Source organism: Sulfuritalea sp., from assembly GCF_031426875.1.
Lineage (GTDB): Bacteria > Pseudomonadota > Gammaproteobacteria > Burkholderiales > Rhodocyclaceae > Sulfuritalea.
In genome coordinates this window covers 1-15,013 of record NZ_JASJPC010000067.1, presented here as the reverse complement: position 1 = coordinate 15,013, position 15,013 = coordinate 1, and the positions used below count along the sequence as shown (strand labels likewise).

Here is a 15,013-nt window from a genome sequence, read left to right as displayed (position 1 = left end):
CGACCTCAGTTGCATATGGCATAGCACTGTCCGCATGATTGAGAACAGACCCTAGTAGTCAGTCAACAAGGAAAAGGCGCATTCCCTGTAGGAGCGAGCTTGCTCGCGATAAGCCGTTGTCGCGAGCAAGCTCGCTCCTACATCCATCGGTTTCAACATGTCTGCGTACTAGAACGTGTCGTTGCACAGGAAGGGTTGGGGACCGCAAACCGCAACGGCTTGTACCGGCTTGCCAACAGACTTCTTCTCGCCCGCTGCCACGGCCTCTTCATACTGTTTGTCGGCCTTGAACTTTTTCATCGGCCTGGGCGCCTCTGCCGGCTTCGGTGCGGGTAGGGCCTTCTTTTCCTGGACCGCCGGCTTTGCCGGCGCCGAATACTGCGCGCCGACCTGAACGGGCAGCAGGACGCCTGCGCACAGGAGAAGCGCGGAGAGGCGGAGTGGCATTGCGAATCGTGTCTTCATCAGGTTTTCTCCTTGCCCGGTCGCCGGGTTTCGCCTTCCGGTCAATTCGGCGCGACGCCCTTGATCAGGCCGATCACGCTCCTGCACGTCGCCTCGTCATCGTCGAAGCCGCCGTGCGTCGCGCTCTGGCTCTCGGCTCCGGGCGAAGTCCAGGCACGCGCGTTGGGCAGGTTCAGCGCACCGATGTCCCGGTTCCAGTATTTCTCCATGCCCAGGAGCGGCGTGCGCTTGCCGCCTTCGAAGGATTCCGACACCAGGTAGAGCAGCGAGCGCGTGTAGTAGAGGATGGGCTTGCAGCTCGGGTCGGCCTGCTCCTGCCTGTCGCCGAGGTGGAACTGGTTGAGCTGCTTGACCCTGCCCTTGCCGCCGCTTGGCGTCAGGCGCGGCAGCACGCAGCGATTGAAGAGATCGACGGTGACCGCCGGCGCCATCAGGTTCAGGGTCTCGAAGTTCCAGCCCAGCCCGCACAGCCGATCGACGATATGGCTATGCACGATGGAACCGGCGGAATGGCCGATCAGGTGCAGCCGCACCGGCGACCGGGAGAACTCAGGCGACTGCGTCGCCGCTTCGTAGAGCAGGCGCCCGCCGCTGTTGGGTGCAGCGGAGATGGCGTCGGCGTTCTGCTTCATCTCGCCCCAGACCACGCTGCCCGGCCCGGCCAGCAGGCGTTCGACGCGCTGGTTCCAGAAGTGCTTGAGCTGGTCGCCGAGGCCGGCGGTGAGGCGCGGCTGACCCGTGATCAGATCTTCGAGGCGGTTCTTCAAGGTGGACATCAGGTCGGTTTCCCACATCAGGAAGATCGGGAATATCTTCGCTTCGTAGAGCGCCGGAATCCAGGCGGCTGCGGTGGCGGCGGCATCATCCTCGCCGACCAGCCCGCCGTGGGCGTAGATCGCGATGTCTACCGCGGCGTCCGCCGGCAGGCTCCAGTTCTTGCGCGCCGCGGCGAGTTGCGGGCCGACCAGCGCCGCGACGTCGCCGGGCTGGGTGCGGAAGCGCCCGCTGGACGAAAGCCGTCCGTTGTTTTCCATGTCGATGATGAAGGGCGATATCTCACGGTCGCGCAGCACCAGATCGGTGGCCAAGCGCACTCTGCCGCGGTCGACGCGCAGCGAGACGGCACCGGCGATTTCGAGGTGCTGCTCGGTGACCACGCCGAGCTGGGCCACCCAGCAGTCCATGGCATTGGCTATCCAGTCTTCGTAGCTCAGCACCGCGAGGCCGCCGCTGCCCCAGGATTCGCCCCAGGAGTTCTGGATGATGAAGCCCTCGCCCGTGTAGCCGACGATGACGAAGGCGTGGCCGCCGTCATCGGGCGCGGCTTGGCGCGGCGGGATCTGCCACCAGCCGCTGCCGGTCCTGGTCGCGCCCAGGCCCTCGTTCCAGCCGGCGTGACAGACCGCGCTGGCGTAGAGGATGCCGACTTCGTTGAGCGCGACATGCATGTCGGTGATCGAGCGCGACTCGACGCGGTAGTAGGCGCCCAGTGGCCGTGTTGCGGCGTCGAGCCACCAGTCGTCCGCCGCCCGTTTCGCAGCGGACGGCATATCGATGAACTGCCACAGCGTCTCGCGGCAGACGCCGTGCTTGTACCAGCCTTTCATCGCGCCGCGCAGGCTGGAGCCGGTGTCTGCGACGGCGCCGGGAAATTCGTCATAGCGCCGCGCCATCGAGTAGATCATCCAGGGCGAGACCGGCTTGGCTTTCGGCTCGCGCCGGCGCTGCAGGTGGTGCACCACGCTGGCCAGCGCAAAGCCGGTGCAGGCGCTGCTGTCCTCCTGATTGAGCACCGGCAGGGCGATCTGCGGCTTGAGAGTTGGCGCTGGCGCGACGGCGATCGACGGCTGGTAGGGCCGGTCGCGCAGGTCGAGGGCGTCGGGCACGACAGTGCGGCGGGGGATCGAGGGCCTGGCGGCGGTCTTCTTCGGCATGGCGAGAGTCTCCTGGTTGTCGGCACGGTGCGGCCGGTTAGGCGATTCGCATAAGTCGCGTATTGGACACCTAATGCCGACGGAATGCAAGTGGCGGCTGTTGCACTGCAGCAAGTGCGCGCGACGGACCAGGCTTGGCCTGTACGACGAATGGCGATGCCCGCCTATTCGTGCTCTAATGCGCGGTTTCGCGCAGCGGCCGCCTTGTTGACTGCCCGCCGCTGCATTGTTCATTGCCGACCATCCACGATCTTCCGCAATACCGACCGAGCCCCATGCTTTCCCCCACTCCAGACGCCATGAGCCGCGACGAAAAGCGCGCCGGCGTTTCCCTTGCTTCGATCTTTGCGCTGCGCATGCTCGGCCTGTTCCTGATCCTGCCGGTGTTCGCGATCCACGCCCAGACCATTCCCGGCGGCGACGACCTGACCCTGGTCGGCATCGCGCTGGGCGCTTACGGGCTGACCCAGGCGATGTTCCAGATCCCCTTCGGCATGGCGGCCGACAACTTCGGGCGCAAGCGGGTGATCGTGCTCGGTCTGCTGCTGTTTGCCGTCGGATCGGCGGTCGCGGCCCTCGCAGGGGATATCTGGTGGACCATTTTCGGGCGGGTGCTGCAGGGCGCCGGGGCGATTTCGGCCGCCGTCACCGCGCTCGCCGCCGACCTGACACGCGACCAGCACCGGACCAAGGTCATGGCCATGATCGGCTCGTCGATCGGACTGGTGTTCGCCCTGTCGCTGGTGGCCGCCCCGGCGCTGTACGCCGTGATCGGCATGAGCGGGATTTTCTGGCTGACCGCAATCCTGGCGGTTGCCGCCATCGGCCTGGTTACCCATGTCGTGCCGCCGGCGCCGCCGCTGCCGCCCGGGCCCAAGCCATTGTTTCGCGAGGTGCTGTTCGATACCCAGTTGCTGCGGCTCAACTTCGGGATATTTACCTTGCACATGGTGCAGATGGCGATGTTCGTCGTGGTTCCCGGTCTGCTGGTCCGCTACGGCGATCTGCCCCTGGCCTCGCACTGGAAGATCTACCTGCCGGCGGTGCTGGCCTCGTTCGTCCTGATGGTGCCGGCGATCATTTACGCCGAGAAGCGCAACAAGGTGCAGGCGGTGTTCGTTACGGCCATCGGCCTGTTGCTCGCGACGCTGCTGGCGATGTGGCTGGGCAGCACGAGTTTCATGATGATGGCGGGCGGGCTGCTGAGTTTCTTCGTCGCCTTCAATATTCTCGAAGCCATGCTGCCCTCGCTGATTTCGCGCATCGCGCCGCCGAACGCCAAGGGCGCCGCGCTGGGGGTGTACAACACGACCCAGGCGCTCGGCCTGTTCGTCGGCGGCGCCATGGGCGGCTGGCTGGTGAAGAATTTCGATGCGGGCGCGGTGTTCGTCGGCGGCGCCGCGATGGTCGCGCTCTGGCTGGTGGCGGCCGCCACCATGCCGCCCGTGCCGATGCGCCGGGCAGTTGCAACGTCGCCATCCACGCATGGCATACTTAAAGCTAAATCCTGAGGAGGAATCAGCATGGCTTCAGTCAATAAGGTAATCATCGTAGGCAACCTCGGCGCGGATCCCGAGATGCGCTACCTGCCGAGCGGCGAGGCGGTGGCCAACCTGCGCGTTGCGACGACGGACGTGTGGAAAGACAAGGACGGCAACAAGCAGGAAGCGACCGAATGGCATCGCATCAGTTTTTTCGGCAGACAGGCGGAAGTGTGCGGCCAGTATCTGAAGAAAGGTTCGCAAATCTACGTTGAAGGCTCCATCCGCACGCGCAAGTGGCAGGACAAGGAAGGCCAGGATCGCTACACGACCGAGGTTCGCGGCGACCGCATGCAAATGCTCGGCGGCCGCCAGGGCATGGGCGACGCCCCGCCGCGCGACGGCGGCGGCGCGGTTGCCGGCAGTGGCGGCGGCAGTCGTCCGGCAGCGGCGCCGCAGCCGGCCGGCGGCAGCTTCAATGATTTCGAGGACGATATCCCGTTCTGACCCGGGCTGCTGCGCATCGGGTGTTCAGGGGTTCTTGTTCGGCGCCCGCGGCAAGGCTCTTGCCTCCCGCACCAACTCGCCGCAATCGCTGTCCTTTCCCGGACCGGCATCGATCAGGGGGATCAGCGTCAGCAGGGGATTGACCAGGCCGAGCGCAATCGCGCCGAGGGCACGCGCGGCAACACGCCCCTTGTCGACGGCCACCGTCGGCCTGGCAAAGCTGCCGCGCAGGTAGATCGGACTGCGCAAGGCCACCGGGCTGGTGTATTTGGTTTTCTGGTTGAGCGTCAGATCGAGTTTTTCCTCGCCCAGGTCGATGCTGCCGGTGCCGACGATGGTGGTGACCTCGGTGTCGAAGATCAGCGCGTTGGCCTGCATGTTGCCTTGCTTGACGCCGAAGCCGGCCACCGCGCAACGCAGGGTGACGAGTCGATCGCCGGTCAAGCTCAGCTCGAGTATTTCCCAGAGGTGAAGGCCGGCTTTTTCCATCATCATTTTGCTGACCTTGCCGCCGGCGACGACGAGATCGACCTTGCCCGCGGAACTCGCCAGCATTTGTCGCACCGAGCTGCCCGTGCCTCTCAGGTCGAAGTCGCCGTTGAGCTGGCCGATGCTGGCCTTGCCCAGCTCCGACGTCGGGAACAACTTGGACAGCAGAATTTTTCTGGCCTTGATCCTGGCATGGGCCTGGATCGGCTCGCTGCGTCCGTCCAGTGAAATCACGGCATTCAGCTGGCCGCCGGCGACGCCGAAATCCAAGGGATCGAGCTTCAGCACGGAATCGCGCAGGCTCAAATGGGTCACCAGGTCTTCCAGTGGCAATTCCTTGGCGTGGCGGAAGGTCTTGGCTTTCAGCGTCACCTCGGCGTCGACGCTATCCCAGCGATCGGTGTTGAACGGCAGGTCGGGCAGCACGCGCGCCAGCACCGGCGTCGGCGTGGCCGTGGGCACGGGCGCGGGTGCCGCCTGCTTGGCGGCTTGCACGCTGCCGGGCCGGGCGCCGATCAGGGGGCCCAGGTCGGCGATATCGAGGACCTTGGACACCAGGTCGGCTTTCATTGCCGGGCGCTTGCCGCCGGTGTCGACCTGGAGCGACCCGGCGATGTCGCTGCCGCCGATGCGGCCCGAGAATTTATCGTAGCGCCAGCTATTCGTCTGGTGCAGCAGGTGCCCTTCGGTGGCGTAGGCGCGGGTTTCGGGAAAGGCGATGCCAAGCAGGGGGAAAAGCTGAGCCAGGCTGTCGCCGCGAATGGCGAGACGCATGTCCACCGCGGAAAACTTCAGCAGGCTGGTAATCGTGCCGGCGGCCTTGACGGTGGTATGCCCGACGCTGAACTCGGTTTGCAGCGGATAGGGCGTGGCTTCGTCGCGCAGGCCGAGCACCGGCCCGCCTTTGCCGCTGCCCTTGAGCCGCATGCCCTTGTACTGCCCTTGCGCGCTGAAGCTGACTCCGGCGGCATCCGCCTGGCTGCTCGACGTCGACAGCTCGGCGCGGATGCTGGTCTTTTGCCCGACATCGTCGTAGCCGAGCCGGCCCTGGTCGAGGGTCAGGCGGTCGATGCGGATGCGCGCTTCCTCATCCTGCTGATCCAGGTCCAACAACCAGTTGCGGCGACCGTCGCTGGCTTGTTCGAGGAAAACGATGGGGTGTTCGAGACGCACTTCGGGCAGCACGATGTTGCGCGCCAGCAACTGCGGCAGGTGAATAGCGACGTCCACCGCATCGGCGGTGACCATCTGCTTTTCCTTGGCCCAGGGCGGATTGGCGAAGCTCACCGCAGCGGCGCGAATGTGCGGCGAGGGCCAGCCCAATTTCACGGTCAGATCGCCGTTGATGGCCAGCACGCGCCCGGTGCGCTCCGTGGTCATGCGCTCGATCGGAGCGCGCAACCAGTTCCAGCCGAAAATGGCGATGAACAGTACGGCCAGAGCGACCGGCGCCAGCAGAATTCCGGCTATCCATTTGAGCGAACGTGGCAGTGTCATTATTGTGTATTCAGCGCAGCAAAAGCGTGCCCGGCCCAGGCAGGAAGTTGCCGCAATTATCCCTGGCCGAGCCGGGTCGCACGGTGCGACACCGTACATAGACCACGGCGAGTCGCCGGTGGTTCCTGGCCGGTGCAGGCAGCACCGAGGCGCGCGTCGGCCGGGGAGGCCGGCAGGCGCCTGTCTATAATGTCCGCGGACCGAGCTACCGTGAGCCAGCATGCCTGAAAAACTGAAACTGCTTTCCTGGCGCGACATCGTCTTTGTCGCACTGCCGTCGCTGTTGCTGGCCATCGGCGCGTTCTGGCTGGCGGCGCAGTTCATCCAGCCGGCGCCGCCGGACCGGCTAATCGTCAGCACCGGAAGCGAGAGCGGCGCCTATCAGCGCTTCGCCGCACGCTACAAGGATGTGCTGGCGCGCTACGGCATCGAGCTGGTGGCGAAGATCTCCGCCGGGTCGCCGGAGAACCTGCAGCGCCTGCGCGATCCGGGGTTCGAAGTCGATGCCGCCTTCATTCAGGGCGGCACGGCGCGTGCGGGCGAGGATGACGAACTGGTTTCACTGGGCGACTTCTACCATGAGCCGCTGTGGATTTTCTACCGCGAGACGGCGCTGCGCGGCGGCGACAAGCTGCTCGATCTCAAGGGCATGCGCATCGCCGTCGGCGGCGCCGGCAGCGGTACCCAGCAGCTCGCGATGGAGCTGCTGGCGGCCAACGGCATCGACGCCAGGAACACGAAATTGATCGAAGCGGGCGGCATGGATCTGGTCGAACGGCTGCAGAAGCGGCAGATCGACGCCGTATTCGCGGTTGGACCGACGCAGTCCGCACTGGTCTGGTCGCTGCTCTATACGCCGGGCGTACGCCTGATGAGCCTGACCCATGCCGAAGCCTACACGCGGCGCTTTCCTTACCTGACGCGGCTGGTGCTGCCGCGCGGAGCCATCGATCTGACCGAGGACATTCCGCCGCGCGATGTCCAGTTGGTGTCGCCGCTGGCGACGCTGTTGGTGCGCGAGGACACGCATCCGGCGCTGATCGACCTGCTGATGCAGGCCGCGGGCGAAGTCCATGGCGAACCCGGCGTGTTCCAGAAGCCCAATGAATTTCCGCGCGCCGGGCACAGCGGGTTTCCGCTGTCGAAAGAAGCCGAGCGCTACTACAAGTCCGGCAAGCCTTTCCTGCAGCGCTACCTGCCGTTCTGGGCGGCGACGCTGATCGACCGCATGGTGGTGATGCTGGTGCCGCTGCTCGCCGTGCTGCTGCCGCTGTTCAAGTTCGCGCCGCAGCTCTATGGCTGGCGGGTGCGCTCGCGCATCTACCGGCGCTACGGCGAACTGAAGTTCCTCGAGAACGAGGTCAATGAAAATCCCGCCGCGCACACCCGGGCGGAATGGCTGGAGAAGCTCGACCGCATCGAGGCCGATGCCAGCCACATACGCACGCCGCTGACATTTTCCGACATGCTCTACACCTTGCGCGTGCATATCGACCTGGTGCGCGACATCATTTTGCGGCGAACCACGGCCTGAGTCGCCGTTCCGTCAGCACCAACTTTCGATGCAGAGTTGCAGGGCCAGTCTCATCCGGCCAGGGGCTGATGGCGTTGTAGGGCCGACTTCAGTCGGCCAGCGGTGGATGGCGTGTAGGGCCGACTTCAGTCGGCCGACGGTGGATGGCGGACTGAAGTCCGCCCTACGGTCCGCCCTACGGTCCGTCCTACGCCCACCCTCAGAGTTTGCGGATCTTCTCCATCAGCGCCGTGGTCGAGCGCTCGTGAATGAAGGGGATCGAATGCACGCTGCCGCCCCAGTCGCTGACCTCGCGGTAGCCGACGATTTTTTCCACGGGCCAGTCGCCGCCCTTGACCAGCACGTCCGGCCGGCAATCGAGGATGCGGGCCAGCGGCGTGTCCTCGTCGAACCAGGTCACCAGCGACACGCACTCCAGCGCAGCCAGCAGCGCCATGCGATCGGCCAGCGGATTGACCGGGCGGTCGTCGCCCTTGCCCAGGCGCTTGACCGAGGCGTCCGAGTTGGCGGCGACGATCAGGGTGGCGCCAAGACCACGGGCCTGCGCCAGGTAGGTGACATGGCCGCGATGCAGGATGTCGAAGCAGCCGTTGGTGAACACCAGCGGCCGCGGCAGCAGCGCGATGCGCTGCGCCAGGTCGGCGGGCGCGGCGATCTTGGCCTCGAAGGCGGGCGGCGTATACCTCAAGCGCAACGCTGCCTAATTCTTCGGCGCCGGCCGGGCATCCTGCCTGCCGGTCACCGCGCTGTCGATCGCCCGCGCCTGCTCGGGGCTGATGATCTCGAACACGCGTATCACTTTTTGCACGCCGCCCGTGGTGCGGGCGATCTCCACCGCCGCATCGGCTTCGGCCTGGGTCACCAGGCCGAGCAGGAACACCACGCCGGCTTCGGTCACCACCTTGACGTGGTTGGGAGAAAACTTGTCGGCATCGACGAAGCGCGCCTTGACCTTGGAGGTGATGTAGGAGTCGTTGCTGCGCCCGCCGAAGCTGGCCGGACCGGCGATGGCCAGTTCGTTGGTGATCGCCTTGACGTTGGGCACGCCGGAGGCCAGCTTCTCCACGTCCGCCTTCATCACCTCGGTCGGCACTTCGCCGGTCAGCAGCAGCATGCGGTTGTAGCTCGTGACATTGACATGGACCTTGTCGCCATGCCTTTCGCCGATGCGGTTGGCGGCGCGGATTTCCATGCCCTGGTCGGAAATGAAGGTTTCCGAATTGCGCCGGTCGGTGAGCATCAGGGCGCCGGTACCGACGCCGACCGCGGCGGCGCCGAAACAGCCGGCGAGCACCGGCACGGACAAGGTCAATGCAGCGAGGTTGCGCAGTCTTGCGCCGATCTTGATTGCATAGTTCATATTGTTTCTCCCAGTATCAAGGCGTCTATGCCGTCGCACAGGCAGTGGATGGTGAGCAAATGTACTTCCTGGATGCGGGCCGTGCGTTCGGCCGGCACGCACAGGTGGATGTCGTCGGGACCGAGCAGCGCGGCGATTTTGCCGCCCTGTTTGCCGGTCAGTGCCACCACCCCGACGCTGCGGGCGTGGGCGGCGTGGATGGCCTCGATGACGTTGGGCGAATTGCCCGAGGTCGAGATCGCCAGCAGCAGGTCGCCCGGGCGGCCCAGCGCCTGCACCTGCTTGGCGAAGACATCCTCATAGCGATAATCGTTGGCGATCGAGGTCAGCGTCGAGGTATCGGTGGTCAGCGCAATCGCCGCCAGCGGCGGACGCTCCTTCTCGAAGCGGTTCACCAGTTCGGCGGCGAAGTGTTGCGAATCGGCGGCCGAACCGCCGTTGCCGCAGGCCATCACCTTGCCGCCGGCCTGGAGGCAGGCGGCCATGCGGCGCGCGGCGGCTTCGATGGGTGCGGCCATGGCGGCCAGCGCGGCGAGTTTGGCCTGGGCGCTGTCGTTGAATTGCTGCTGTATGCGATCGGCAAGTGACATGAACGGTTCTTTGCGGGCAGTATGTATGGGTGGTCGGGAATAGCCGCGTCCCGCGCCGGGCTGCGGCGCGACGAGGCTGCCAAAAGGCTGCCTAGAGTACAACAAATACTTCGATCAGCATCCGCTGCCAAGGGTTCCGGTGCTCGCGCAATTTTGCGATACGGGCATCCACCGCTTCGCCGCGATCCATTGCCGTTGCCACGGCGCGGTTTTCGGCGCGCGGCAGGTAGCCGAGCTTCTGTCCGCGCCACTCGATGCGCACCGCGTTGCCGTCATGCGGATTGTCGGCTTCGCGTATCAGCGCCAGGCGGTCGCCTGCGCGCATGTCCCGCCACAGGCTTTCCCCCGCGTAGTAGCGAAAGCCGGCCAGGGGTGAGCTTTGCACCAGGATGCGGACCTCGCTGGCCAGGGCGACCAGGCTTAGCGCCAGGCCAAGACCGAGCGGCAGGAGGAACCTAGTCAGCCGAAAACGCATTGCGCAGCCATTCGATGTTTTTTGTTTCGAGACCGTCGAGCAGCATGCAGTCGAAGCGGCAGGGCGTTTCGCCGTGGCGCAGCAGCCAGTGCCGCGCGGCGAGAATCAGGCGTGCCTGCTTGGTGGCGGTGATGCTGGCGGCGGCGCCGCCGAAATCGCCGCGGCTGCGCAGCCGCACCTCGACAAACACCGTGGTCCTGCCGTCGCGGCAGACCAGGTCGATCTCGCCGCCCTTGACGCGAAAGTTGCGTGCGACGACTGCAAGGCCGCGCCGCGCAAGGAAATCGGCCGCCAGTTGCTCGGCCGCGGCGCCGCGGGCTTGCCGTGTGTTCAGCGGGCCGCTGGGGGCTCTAGGCTCTAGAATGCCGGACATGGAAAATGCATTGTATGTCGTCGCCACGCCGATCGGGAATCTGGGCGACATCACCCTGCGCGCGCTGGAAACCCTACGCGGCGTCGATCTGGTGGCCTGTGAGGACACCCGCCACGCGCGCCAGTTGCTCGATCACCATGGCATCAAGGTGCCGACGCTGGCCCTGCACCAGCACAACGAGAACCAAGCCGCGGAAAAGCTGGTCCGGCTGCTGGGCGAAGGCCGGCGCGTGGCACTGGTGTCGGATGCCGGCACGCCCGGCGTCTCCGACCCGGGAGCGCGGGCGGTGGCGGCGGTGCGCGCCGCCGGCTTCCGGGTGATTCCGCTGCCAGGGCCGAACGCGGCGATCGCCGCGCTGTCGGCGGCCGGCCTTGCCGATCCGCGTTTTCTGTTCGTCGGCTTCCTGCCGGCAAAAGTTGGCGCTCGCAGGACGGCGATTCAGGAACTCGCCGACGTCGATGCGGCGCTGGTGTTCTACGAGGCGCCGCATCGGGTGATGGAAACGGTGGTCGACCTGGTCGCGTTGCTGGAACCGCAGCGCACGCTGATCTTCGCCCGCGAATTGACCAAGCTGTTCGAGCAGATCGTCAGCATGCCGCTGGGCGAGGCGCCGGCTTGGCTTGCGGCCGACGCCAACCATCAGCGCGGCGAATTCGTGCTGGTGGTCTCGGCGCCGCCGCCGCGCGAGGGCATGGACGCCGAAACCGAGCGCGTGCTGGCCGCCTTGCTGGCCGAACTGCCGGTCAAGCAGGCGGCCAAGCTCGCCGCCGAAATCACCGGCCAGCCGAAGAACGCGCTCTACGCGCGGGCGCTGGAGCTGAAGGCTCGGCCTTTATAATCCACCCATGCAAACACTGACCCAGACACTCACCATCACTCGCCCCGACGACTGGCACTTGCACCTGCGCGACGGCGCTGCGCTGGCGGCCGTGCTGCCCGACACCGCGCGCCGCTTTGCCCGTGCCATCGTCATGCCCAACCTGAAGCCGCCGGTGACCACGGTGGCAATGGCCGCAGCCTACCGCGAGCGGATTATCGCGGCATTGTCGGCAGGGATGAATGCACCGCCGCCGGACCGCCCCAAGGCGGGGCAAGCCAACAACATGGAGCCGCACAGCGGCGAACAGCCGTCACCTCCCCGCGAGGGGAGGCCGGGAGGGGTGGGCCATTTCACCCCGCTGATGACGCTGTACCTGACCGACAACATGCCGGCGGCCGAAATCGATGCCGTCAAGGCCAGCGGCTTTGTCCATGGCATCAAGCTCTACCCAGCCGGCGCCACGACCAACTCGGATGCCGGTGTCAGCGACTTGAAGAAATGCGCGGCGACCCTGGCGCGCATGGAACAGCTCGGCGTGCCGCTGCTGGTGCATGGCGAAGTCACCGACCCGGCCGTCGACATCTTCGATCGCGAGGCGGTGTTCATCGACACCGTGCTGATGCCGCTGCTGCGCGACTTTCCGGCGCTGAAAGTGGTGCTCGAACACATCACGACCCGCGACGGCATCGAGTTCGTGCGCGACAGCGGCGTCAATGTGGCGGGCACGCTGACCGCCCATCACCTGCTGCTCAATCGCAACGCGATCTTTGCCGGCGGCATACGGCCGCACAATTACTGCCTGCCGGTGCTGAAGCGCGAGAGCCACCGTCAGGCGCTCGTCGCCGCGGCGATTTCAGGCAATCCGAAGTTCTTCCTCGGCACCGATTCGGCGCCGCATGGGCAAAGCACCAAGGAGGCGGCCTGCGGCTGCGCCGGCTGCTACACCGCGCATGCCGGCATAGAACTGTATGCCGAAGCCTTCGAGGCGGTCGGCGCGCTGGACAAACTGGAAGGCTTCGCCAGTTTTTATGGCGCCGATTACTACGGCCTGCCGCGCAATACGGACCGGATCACCCTGTTGCGCGAGGCCGCGGCGGTGCCGGCGAGCCTGGCCTACCTCGACGGCGACCGGCTGGTGCCCTTGCGCGCGGGCGAGTCGGTGGCCTGGCGCCTGGCCTGATTCGCCGCATCGGGCCGTGAATCCGCACGGCGCAGGGCTGCATCCGCTGTCGGCGTTTTTGCAGCCCTGGTTCGCGGACGGCGTGCCGGACTTGCCCCGGCTCAATGCCATGGCCCGCGAGCGTGGGCTGGTGACGGGCAACGGCGCTGCCCTGCGTTTCGTCGAACCGTCGGGCGGCGCGCAGAGATATGAGGAGCGGGCTTATCTCGCCGGCGAGATCGCGACGCGCCACGATAACCGTCATGACTTGTTCAATGCATTGGTCTGGCTGGCTTTTCCGTTGAGCAAGGCGGCGCTCAACCGGCGCCATTTCCTTGCGCTGCACGACTTGCGCCGACAGCAGAGCCACGCGCGTGGCCCGTTGCGCGATGCGCTGACCCAGTTCGACGAATGCGGCGTGATCGTTGCCGGGACGGCGCCCGGACTGTGGCAGGGCTTGTGCGCGCATCGCTGGCGCGAGGTCTTCGTCGAACAGCGTGCGGAACTGATGCGCAGCACGCGTTTCCTGGTCTTCGGCCATGCCAGCCACGACGCACTGGCGGCGCCCTTTGTCGGGCTGTGCGGCAAGGCGCTGTTCGTCGAAGTCGACGCGGCATGGCTGGAATTGCCTGAAACGGCGGCGCTGGCCTGGCTCGACGGGCATCTGGCGAATCTGTTCGACAGGGGCAGTTTTTCGCCGCGCGACTGGCAGCCGCTGCCCCTGCTCGGCATACCCGGCGCTACGACGCAGAATCAGCGTGCCGATTACTACGACGACACGCGGCAGTTCCGCCCGGCGCGTACAATGCGCCCGGGAAGTTCGCCAGGCAACCGCTGAGCACGCAAGTGCTTGGAGGAAAGTCCGGGCCCCATAGAGCGGAATGCCGGCTAACGGCCGGGCGCTATAAGTCGGGCGGCGCAAGCCGCCGGACCCAAGGCGACAGACAGTGCAACAGAAAGATACCGCCTAAGCTCGACTTTGACGCCGCAAGGCGGCAAAGTCCTTTTCTGAAGAGCAGCTCGCTGCGATGAAGGAATGGAAGGGCCGGTAAGGGTGAAATGGTGGCGCGCCGCAAGGTGCGCCAAGGCCGCGCAAGTGACCTTGGGGTAAGAGCCCACCGCGGACGTGGTAACACGGACGGCACGGCAAACCTCATTCGGGGCAAGGCCAAATAGGGGAGCATTGGCGTGGCTCGCGTCGCTCCCGGGTAGGCTGCTAGAGGCCGTCGGTAACGGCGGTCCCAGAGGAATGGTTGCCCACGACAGAACCCGGCTTATCGGCGGACTTCCCACCCATTCTCGTCGGGTCAGCAAATCGGTTGGCCGCTGCGCTGGCGGCTTCCGCCGCTACGCCGCTAAGCCGCTACCGCACTGCGCGCCGGAACGTCTTAACATCGGTCCTGGTCAAGCGGTGCGCCGCATACAGGAGGCAAGTCTTGTCACTCGACGTGATGGCTATCGTGTTGTTTGCTGCGGCGCTGCATGCCGCGTGGAACGCGTTGGTTCGCGCCTCCGCGGACAAGTTTCTGGATACGGTCCTGATCGTCCTCGGCGCCGGGGTGTGGACTGCTGCCCTGCTACCCCTGATGCCGACCCCCGCCGTGGAAAGCTGGCCGTACCTCGCGGCGTCGGTGTTGATACATGTCGCCTATTTTGTCCTCGTCGCCGTTTCGTATCGAAGCGGAGAACTGAGTTTCGTCTATCCGCTGATGAGGGGTTCTGCCCCCGCGCTGACTGCAGTTGCCGGACTGCTGCTGATCAATGAATCACCTTCGCCGGGCGGGTGGGCCGGCGTGGTGCTCATATCGTGCGGTGTGCTGATTCTCGCTGGCGATTCCCTGCGATCCGGAACATTTCGCGCCGCTTCCGCAGCGTTCGCGCTGACCAATGCAGGTGTGATTGTCATTTACACCCTGATCGACGGCCAGGGCGCACGGCTGTCCGGGCACGCGATCAGCTACACCGGCTGGATGTTCCTGCTGACAGCGCCCTTGCTGCTTGCGATAGCGGCAGTTGGTCAGGGTCGGGGGATCGTGCATCGCATCCGGAGCGGCTGGCGCATGGGTCTGCTTGGCGGCGCCTGCACGCTGGCGTCCTATGGACTGGCGCTCTGGGCCATGACACGTGCCCCGATAGCGCTTGTCGCGGCGCTACGGGAAACCTCGGTGGTCTTTGCCGCGATCATCGCGGCGTCCTTCCTGAAGGAGCCGATTACCCGAATCCGCTACGTGTCGATAATTGCCGTATGCGCGGGCGCCATTGCCATAAAGCTCTTCTAGCAGCCTGTCGGACTTGAGTTCAGCCGACGACCCGATTTCACGATCCGGGA

Annotated in this window: 14 protein-coding genes, 1 other RNA gene and 1 pseudogene; 8 read left to right on the top strand and 8 right to left on the bottom strand. The window is 65.7% G+C overall.

Translation table 11 applies throughout. From position 1 onward, the window contains the following. Window positions 1–168: 168 nt before the first annotated feature. The gene (locus RMO95_RS22515) at window positions 169–465 is read right to left on the bottom strand and encodes a hypothetical protein (RefSeq protein ID WP_310452936.1); all 297 of its coding nucleotides are present in this window, start codon (window positions 463–465) and stop codon (window positions 169–171) included. A 41-nt stretch (window positions 466–506) separates the two neighbouring features. Then, window positions 507–2,399, bottom strand: a complete 1,893-nt coding sequence (locus RMO95_RS22510; protein WP_310452935.1) for a C1 family peptidase — start codon at window positions 2,397–2,399, stop codon at window positions 507–509. Window positions 2,400–2,698: 299 nt separating this feature from the next. On the opposite strand from RMO95_RS22510, the gene RMO95_RS22505 reads away from it, so the two are divergent. After that, the gene (locus tag RMO95_RS22505) at window positions 2,699–3,910 is read left to right on the top strand and encodes an MFS transporter (RefSeq protein WP_310452934.1); all 1,212 of its coding nucleotides are present in this window, start codon (window positions 2,699–2,701) and stop codon (window positions 3,908–3,910) included. 12 nt (window positions 3,911–3,922) lie between these two features. After that, the gene (gene ssb, locus RMO95_RS22500) at window positions 3,923–4,387 is read left to right on the top strand and encodes a single-stranded DNA-binding protein (RefSeq protein ID WP_310452933.1); all 465 of its coding nucleotides are present in this window, start codon (window positions 3,923–3,925) and stop codon (window positions 4,385–4,387) included. Between the two features lie 24 nt (window positions 4,388–4,411). Here the strand turns inward: ssb and RMO95_RS22495 are convergent, their stop codons facing one another. Beyond that, window positions 4,412–6,373 (bottom strand): AsmA family protein, encoded by a 1,962-nt coding sequence (locus RMO95_RS22495; protein WP_310452932.1) that lies wholly within the window; start codon window positions 6,371–6,373, stop codon window positions 4,412–4,414. Between the two features lie 220 nt (window positions 6,374–6,593). Between RMO95_RS22495 and RMO95_RS22490 the strand changes: the two genes are divergently transcribed. Beyond that, window positions 6,594–7,907: a TAXI family TRAP transporter solute-binding subunit gene (locus tag RMO95_RS22490; protein ID WP_310452931.1), complete on the top strand. Its 1,314-nt coding sequence runs from the start codon at window positions 6,594–6,596 to the stop codon at window positions 7,905–7,907. Between the two features lie 199 nt (window positions 7,908–8,106). Here the strand turns inward: RMO95_RS22490 and rfaE2 are convergent, their stop codons facing one another. The 5 genes from rfaE2 to RMO95_RS22465 all read right to left on the bottom strand — a co-directional run bounded on the left by rfaE2 (window position 8,107) and on the right by RMO95_RS22465 (window position 10,705). Then, window positions 8,107–8,595 (bottom strand): D-glycero-beta-D-manno-heptose 1-phosphate adenylyltransferase, encoded by a 489-nt coding sequence (gene rfaE2 / locus RMO95_RS22485; protein ID WP_310452930.1) that lies wholly within the window; start codon window positions 8,593–8,595, stop codon window positions 8,107–8,109. A 12-nt stretch (window positions 8,596–8,607) separates the two neighbouring features. After that, a complete protein-coding gene (locus RMO95_RS22480; protein ID WP_310452929.1) occupies window positions 8,608–9,267 on the bottom strand; it encodes a BON domain-containing protein in 660 nt (219 codons plus the stop codon). Continuing rightward, the gene (locus tag RMO95_RS22475) at window positions 9,264–9,857 is read right to left on the bottom strand and encodes a phosphoheptose isomerase (RefSeq protein WP_310452928.1); all 594 of its coding nucleotides are present in this window, start codon (window positions 9,855–9,857) and stop codon (window positions 9,264–9,266) included. The genes RMO95_RS22480 and RMO95_RS22475 overlap by 4 nt, the downstream gene beginning before the upstream one ends. A 91-nt stretch (window positions 9,858–9,948) precedes the next feature. Continuing rightward, the gene (locus tag RMO95_RS22470; RefSeq protein ID WP_310452927.1) at window positions 9,949–10,332 is read right to left on the bottom strand and encodes an HIRAN domain-containing protein; all 384 of its coding nucleotides are present in this window, start codon (window positions 10,330–10,332) and stop codon (window positions 9,949–9,951) included. Beyond that, entirely contained in the window at window positions 10,313–10,705 is a 393-nt protein-coding gene (locus RMO95_RS22465; RefSeq protein ID WP_310452926.1) for a YraN family protein, read from the bottom strand. Before RMO95_RS22465 ends, RMO95_RS22470 begins: the two co-directional genes overlap by 20 nt. On the opposite strand from RMO95_RS22465, the gene rsmI reads away from it, so the two are divergent. The 5 genes and pseudogenes from rsmI (at window position 10,704) to RMO95_RS22445 (ending at window position 14,963) form a co-directional block, all read left to right on the top strand. Further along, on the top strand, window positions 10,704–11,543 hold the full coding sequence (gene rsmI / locus RMO95_RS22460; protein ID WP_310452925.1) for a 16S rRNA (cytidine(1402)-2'-O)-methyltransferase: 840 nt from the start codon (window positions 10,704–10,706) through the stop codon (window positions 11,541–11,543). The genes RMO95_RS22465 and rsmI overlap by 2 nt on opposite strands. A gap of 7 nt (window positions 11,544–11,550) precedes the next feature. Further along, entirely contained in the window at window positions 11,551–12,705 is a 1,155-nt protein-coding gene (gene pyrC, locus RMO95_RS22455) for a dihydroorotase (protein ID WP_310452924.1), read from the top strand. Between the two features lie 109 nt (window positions 12,706–12,814). Next, window positions 12,815–13,474, top strand: a pseudogene (locus RMO95_RS23165) (DUF3025 domain-containing protein); the annotation flags it as partial. A gap of 25 nt (window positions 13,475–13,499) precedes the next feature. Beyond that, window positions 13,500–13,977: RNase P RNA component class A (rnpB, locus tag RMO95_RS22450), an RNA gene on the top strand. Between the two features lie 143 nt (window positions 13,978–14,120). After that, a complete protein-coding gene (locus tag RMO95_RS22445) occupies window positions 14,121–14,963 on the top strand; it encodes a DMT family transporter (protein ID WP_310452923.1) in 843 nt (280 codons plus the stop codon). The last annotated feature ends 50 nt before the right edge of the window (window positions 14,964–15,013 follow it).

Excerpts from the sequence above, each read along its gene's own strand:
- RMO95_RS22515 (WP_310452936.1), bottom strand. The coding sequence starts at position 465 with ATGAAGACACGATTCGCAATGCCACTCCGCCTCTCCGCGCTTCTCCTG.
- RMO95_RS22510 (WP_310452935.1), bottom strand. The coding sequence starts at position 2,399 with ATGCCGAAGAAGACCGCCGCCAGGCCCTCGATCCCCCGCCGCACTGTC.
- RMO95_RS22505 (WP_310452934.1), top strand. The coding sequence starts at position 2,699 with ATGAGCCGCGACGAAAAGCGCGCCGGCGTTTCCCTTGCTTCGATCTTT.
- ssb (WP_310452933.1), top strand. The coding sequence starts at position 3,923 with ATGGCTTCAGTCAATAAGGTAATCATCGTAGGCAACCTCGGCGCGGAT.
- RMO95_RS22495 (WP_310452932.1), bottom strand. The coding sequence starts at position 6,373 with ATGACACTGCCACGTTCGCTCAAATGGATAGCCGGAATTCTGCTGGCG.
- RMO95_RS22490 (WP_310452931.1), top strand. The coding sequence starts at position 6,594 with ATGCCTGAAAAACTGAAACTGCTTTCCTGGCGCGACATCGTCTTTGTC.
- RMO95_RS22480 (WP_310452929.1), bottom strand. The coding sequence starts at position 9,267 with ATGAACTATGCAATCAAGATCGGCGCAAGACTGCGCAACCTCGCTGCA.
- RMO95_RS22475 (WP_310452928.1), bottom strand. The coding sequence starts at position 9,857 with ATGTCACTTGCCGATCGCATACAGCAGCAATTCAACGACAGCGCCCAG.
- RMO95_RS22470 (WP_310452927.1), bottom strand. The coding sequence starts at position 10,332 with ATGCGTTTTCGGCTGACTAGGTTCCTCCTGCCGCTCGGTCTTGGCCTG.
- rsmI (WP_310452925.1), top strand. The coding sequence starts at position 10,704 with ATGGAAAATGCATTGTATGTCGTCGCCACGCCGATCGGGAATCTGGGC.
- RMO95_RS22465 (WP_310452926.1), bottom strand. The coding sequence starts at position 10,705 with ATGTCCGGCATTCTAGAGCCTAGAGCCCCCAGCGGCCCGCTGAACACA.
- pyrC (WP_310452924.1), top strand. The coding sequence starts at position 11,551 with ATGCAAACACTGACCCAGACACTCACCATCACTCGCCCCGACGACTGG.